The organism is Candidatus Neptunochlamydia vexilliferae, from assembly GCF_015356785.1.
In the GTDB taxonomy this organism is placed as follows: Bacteria; Chlamydiota; Chlamydiia; order Chlamydiales; family Simkaniaceae; genus Neptunichlamydia; species Neptunichlamydia vexilliferae.
The window spans coordinates 1-4257 of record NZ_JAAEJV010000090.1; the positions used below are offsets into that span (position 1 = coordinate 1).

General features: G+C 48.9%; 6 protein-coding genes. 5 read left to right on the forward strand and 1 reads right to left on the reverse strand.

All coding sequences use genetic code 11. The features are described from left to right. A partial coding sequence (locus NEPTK9_RS09780) for a hypothetical protein (RefSeq protein WP_228547115.1) occupies positions 1–219 on the forward strand: 219 nt, incomplete at its 5' end. On the opposite strand, the gene NEPTK9_RS09060 is transcribed toward NEPTK9_RS09780, so the two are convergent. Continuing rightward, positions 220–378, reverse strand: coding sequence for a hypothetical protein (locus NEPTK9_RS09060; protein WP_194848515.1), 159 nt, complete (start codon positions 376–378; stop codon positions 220–222). A gap of 136 nt (positions 379–514) precedes the next feature. On the opposite strand from NEPTK9_RS09060, the gene NEPTK9_RS09065 reads away from it, so the two are divergent. From NEPTK9_RS09065 to NEPTK9_RS09080, 4 genes are read left to right on the forward strand one after another with little or no spacing between them, the layout of a single operon-like run. Continuing rightward, a complete protein-coding gene (locus NEPTK9_RS09065; RefSeq protein WP_194848511.1) occupies positions 515–2089 on the forward strand; it encodes a diphosphate--fructose-6-phosphate 1-phosphotransferase in 1575 nt (524 codons plus the stop codon). A gap of 58 nt (positions 2090–2147) precedes the next feature. Beyond that, a complete protein-coding gene (locus NEPTK9_RS09070) occupies positions 2148–3140 on the forward strand; it encodes an MBL fold metallo-hydrolase (protein ID WP_228547116.1) in 993 nt (330 codons plus the stop codon). Between the two features lie 18 nt (positions 3141–3158). Then, positions 3159–3833 carry an SAM-dependent methyltransferase gene (locus tag NEPTK9_RS09075; protein ID WP_194848512.1) on the forward strand — a complete coding sequence of 225 codons (675 nt, stop codon included), beginning with the start codon at positions 3159–3161 and terminating at the stop codon, positions 3831–3833. Continuing rightward, entirely contained in the window at positions 3826–4200 is a 375-nt protein-coding gene (locus NEPTK9_RS09080; protein ID WP_194848513.1) for a 4a-hydroxytetrahydrobiopterin dehydratase, read from the forward strand. Before NEPTK9_RS09075 ends, NEPTK9_RS09080 begins: the two co-directional genes overlap by 8 nt. The last annotated feature ends 57 nt before the right edge of the window (positions 4201–4257 follow it).

A 4257-nucleotide genomic window follows, 5' to 3' on the forward strand; every position in this document is an offset into this window, starting at 1 on the left:
CTGAACCAACACAGCTTCGGAGCCGAAGGCGAAGAAAAGCTGCGTCGTGAAGTGTCCACGGCTTCAAGATGGCTATGCAAAATTGATCTGAACGAGGGGTGGAACAGTGCTTTGCACGGCCCCCCGAGGAAGGTCGATTTGGCTTGCCAAATTGAAGCTCAAGGGGGCAGCGGGGGGGCTTGCCCCCGACGCATCTTTCTCCTAAATACTCCCGATTAACTACATAAGGTGGAAAGGCCTCCATATTTCGGGAAGTGTTACCTCAGCATGCTGTATTTTGAACCATGCCATAATTTCGACTTTACTCATGCCTGTAAGGGTAACAATCTCTTTAATGATCATGTCACTTTTAGAAGATATTCTTGCTGTTTGGGCCATAACTCTCTCCTCCTCTGTTACTTTTAAGTATACATTATTGTATACAGTTTGTTGAGAGTGTTTTTTAAATAACTAATAATCAAAGTTTTGAAAGTTATCTAGACAACTAATTTTGCATGAATTACTATTTGATTCCATGACACCACTTGAAAAAGCGCGTTTAAAGTATCAACCCACCCTTCCAAAGATTTTGGAAGAGCTTGCTGATGTCACCTTTCAGGGACAGGGGAAAACAGCGGCCCTTGGCGATGAAAAAGAGATCGAAGCGCAGTTTCCGCAAACGTTTGGGCGTCCTTTGCTTCATGCAGAGAAGGGAGCGCCCCCTTTACCAAAAGCTTTGAAGGTTGGCGTTGTCTTTTCTGGAGGGCAAGCGCCAGGTGGACACAACGTCATTATGGGCCTTTTCGATGCACTTAAAAAGTGTCACTACGAGTGTCAGCTCATCGGTTTTTTAGATGGCCCATCGGGTATTGTGGAGGGGAAAACGTTAGCCCTTTCGGAAGATCTTTTGGCCAAGTATCGGAACCTGGGCGGTTTTGATCTGATTGGTTCGGGACGGACGAAGATTGAGACCGAAGAGCAGCTCGAAAAATCGGTCGCTGTTTTTGAAAAGCTGGGCCTTGATGGGGTGGTGATTATTGGAGGGGACGACTCAAATACCAATGCAGCGATCCTTGCTGAGTACTGTTTGGCAAAGGGGTGCAGTACCAAGATAATTGGGGTTCCGAAGACGATCGATGGCGACTTGAAAAATCCTTATGTAGACATCTCCTTTGGGTTCCATACGGCCACGGCCACGTATGCCGAGATGATCGGGAACATTGCCCGTGATGCGTGCTCGGCGCGAAAATATACCCACTTTATCAAGCTGATGGGACGGGCAGCTTCCCATATTGCACTCGAGTGTGCATTGAAGACGCAGCCTAACCTGACGCTCATTGGAGAAGAGGTGGCAGCCAAAAAGATGACCCTCAAGCAAGTGACGAGTCAGATCGCCGACCTTGTCGAAAAACGGGCGCGCCAAGGGAAAAACTATGGGGTCGTTCTCCTTCCAGAGGGGATCGTTGAGTTTATTCCCGAAATGAAAACGCTTATTGGGGAGCTCAATGCCCTTTTGGCTGAAGGAAAAGATGAAAATGCGTTGAGCGCTGAGGCACAAGAGACTTTTACCTTTTTGCCAAAAGAGATTCAGCAGCAACTCCTTCTTGATCGGGATCCTCATGGCAATGTCCAGGTCGCTCATATCCAAACCGATCTTTTGTTTAGCACGACGGTTAAAGAGGAGATGAAAAACCGCGCCTCCTTTAAAGGGAAGTTTAGCCCTCTGCACCACTTCTTCGGCTATGAGGGACGGGCGGCTTTGCCCACCAATTTTGATGCGACTTACTGCTATGGCCTGGGGCATGTAGCGGCTCTTCTCATCCGCGATGGAGAGACGGGCTACATGTGCGCGCTGCGCCATTTGACAAAGCCGGCTGCTGAGTGGGCCCCGTGCGCCATTCCGATCACCTCGCTGATGAACCTCGAGGTCCGTAAAGGGAAGGAAAAGGCGGTGATCCAAAAGGCCCTTGTCGATCTCGATGGCGCTGCCTTTAAAGCCTTTGACCGGGCGCGGGCCAAGTGGATGGAGGAGGATCATTATCTCTACCCTGGGCCGATCCAGTTTGCTGGCGATCTGGCGCTTACCGATCAGGTCCCCTTATCTATCTAAAAAACCCTTTCTGATTATTTCGCCGATCCGGTATGGATAGGATTTAGGGGGAAAGCTAATGGGAAAGAAGGGGCACTATAAGAAGGGGCGGCGGTTCGCCAACCCTTATATCGATAAGACAAAACGGTCACCGATCGACTTTGCAATGTGGCAGTTAGGCTTTTATAAAGAAAAAAGGCGGCGGAAAGAGCGACCCGAAGACTTTAAGTATCCGAATTCCAAGCGGAAGCTTCGGGATGGAGCTCCTAAGGTCACCTGGATCAACCACTGCACCTTCCTTGTCAATGTAGAGGGACTTCACCTTTTAACCGACCCCATTTGGAGCGACCGGTGCTCTCCATTTTCTTTCTTTGGGCCGAAGCGGAACCATGAAGCGCCCATCCCTTTAGAAGAATTGCCCCCTATCGATATTGTTTTGATTAGTCATGACCACTATGACCATCTCGACCGGAGAACAGTGCTTAAGTTACAAGAGCTTAACCCTGGAATCACTTGGGTTGTCCCTTTAGGAGTGAAGAAGCGGCTTCAAAGATTGGGGATGCGCCACATCATTGAGATGGAGTGGTGGGATGAGGTCCATATTGGTGTTAAGGGGCAGGAGGTGATAATCACCGCCGTTCCTTCGCAACATTTCTCAGGGCGCGGGATTTTTGATAAGAACCGGACCCTATGGGCAGGCTATGTCGTGGATTTTCTTCGAGAAAAAAAGCAAGAAAAGCGTCTTTACTTTGTGGGAGATACCGGTTACAACCGGCGCGACTTTAAGCGGATCGGCGAAGAGTTTGGGGAGATCGACCTCAGCCTCATCCCGATCGGGACCTATGTTCCTCACCACTTTATGGAGCCGGTCCATATCAACCCGGTCCGGGCGGCAGCGATTCATGACGAGGTGGGGTCACTTTTAAGTGTAGGAATGCACTGGAAGACTTTCCGCCTCTCGGAAGAGCATCTCGAGCAGCCCCCTTACGACCTTTATTGCGCTCTGGAGAAGCGGGGGATCGACCCCAAGACCTTCCGAGTTTTAGAACCTGGGCAGACGATTAATTGGTAAATAGGTTACACTCAGGGCATGAGACGCTTATTCGATACCGTCAAGTATGCCCTTATCGATCGGAAGCTCCAAAGAGAGGTCAAGGAGCGCTACTACAGCAGTCGGGAGTTTGCCGCTCTTGACCGCGCCCTACTGACCGCCTACATCTTTAAAAACCCTTACATCATCAGCAAAAAATATCTCCAAAACCGGCAAGAAAAAGAGCTCCATACCTATGGAGAAACGCCCCTGACCACTTATGAAACGATTGCCAAAGAGGTGGACATCCAACCCACCGATACCTTTTTAGAGCTTGGCTCTGGAAGAGGGCGGGGGGCCCTGTTCCTCCACCATTTTTATAAGTGTAAAGTGATTGGGATCGAGCGGGTCCCCCAGTTTATCAAGCTTGCCCGCCACCTTGCCCACAAGTATCAACTGAAAGAAGCTTCTTTTATCTGTGGCGATATGTTCCAAACCAAACTTCCTCAAGAGGCCACCACTATTTACCTTTATGGAAGTAATCTTGCCGACTCAGAAATTACCCAGCTTGTTACCCGCCTCAAAGAGATCCCTTTAGGGACAAAGATTGTGACGATTAGTTACCCGCTGACTGATTATGATAGTCGAGTCTTTAAGTTAGAAAAAACCTTTCCCGTCTCTTTCCCCTGGGGGGAAACAGAGGCCTATTTGCAAACCAGGAATGTTTATGAGTGATCTGACCCAAAAGAAATGTGTTCCCTGTACCATAGGAGGGAGCTCCTTAAAAGGGGAGGCGTTAAAGCCCCTTGCTGAGCAGCTTGCTGAAGGGTGGGAGGTGATTGAGGAGCATCACCTTTTTAAAGAATACTCTTTTAAGAACTTCAAAGAGGCTCTAGCCTTTACCAATATCATTGGCCGCATTGCCGAGGAGGAGGGGCACCATCCCGATATTCTTCTTACTTGGGGAAAAGTGGCTCTTGAGATCTGGACCCACAAGGTGGGAGGGCTGACGGAAAGTGACTTTATCCTTGCTGCTAAGATCGAAGCGGAACATATTTCCCAGGGTTATTTGGTAAAAAAGATTTGTCATAATTCCAAATAGTTGAGATAAGTATTAGCTTCAGCAAGGTACAAAATAGGAGCTAGCTAAATGGGAAAA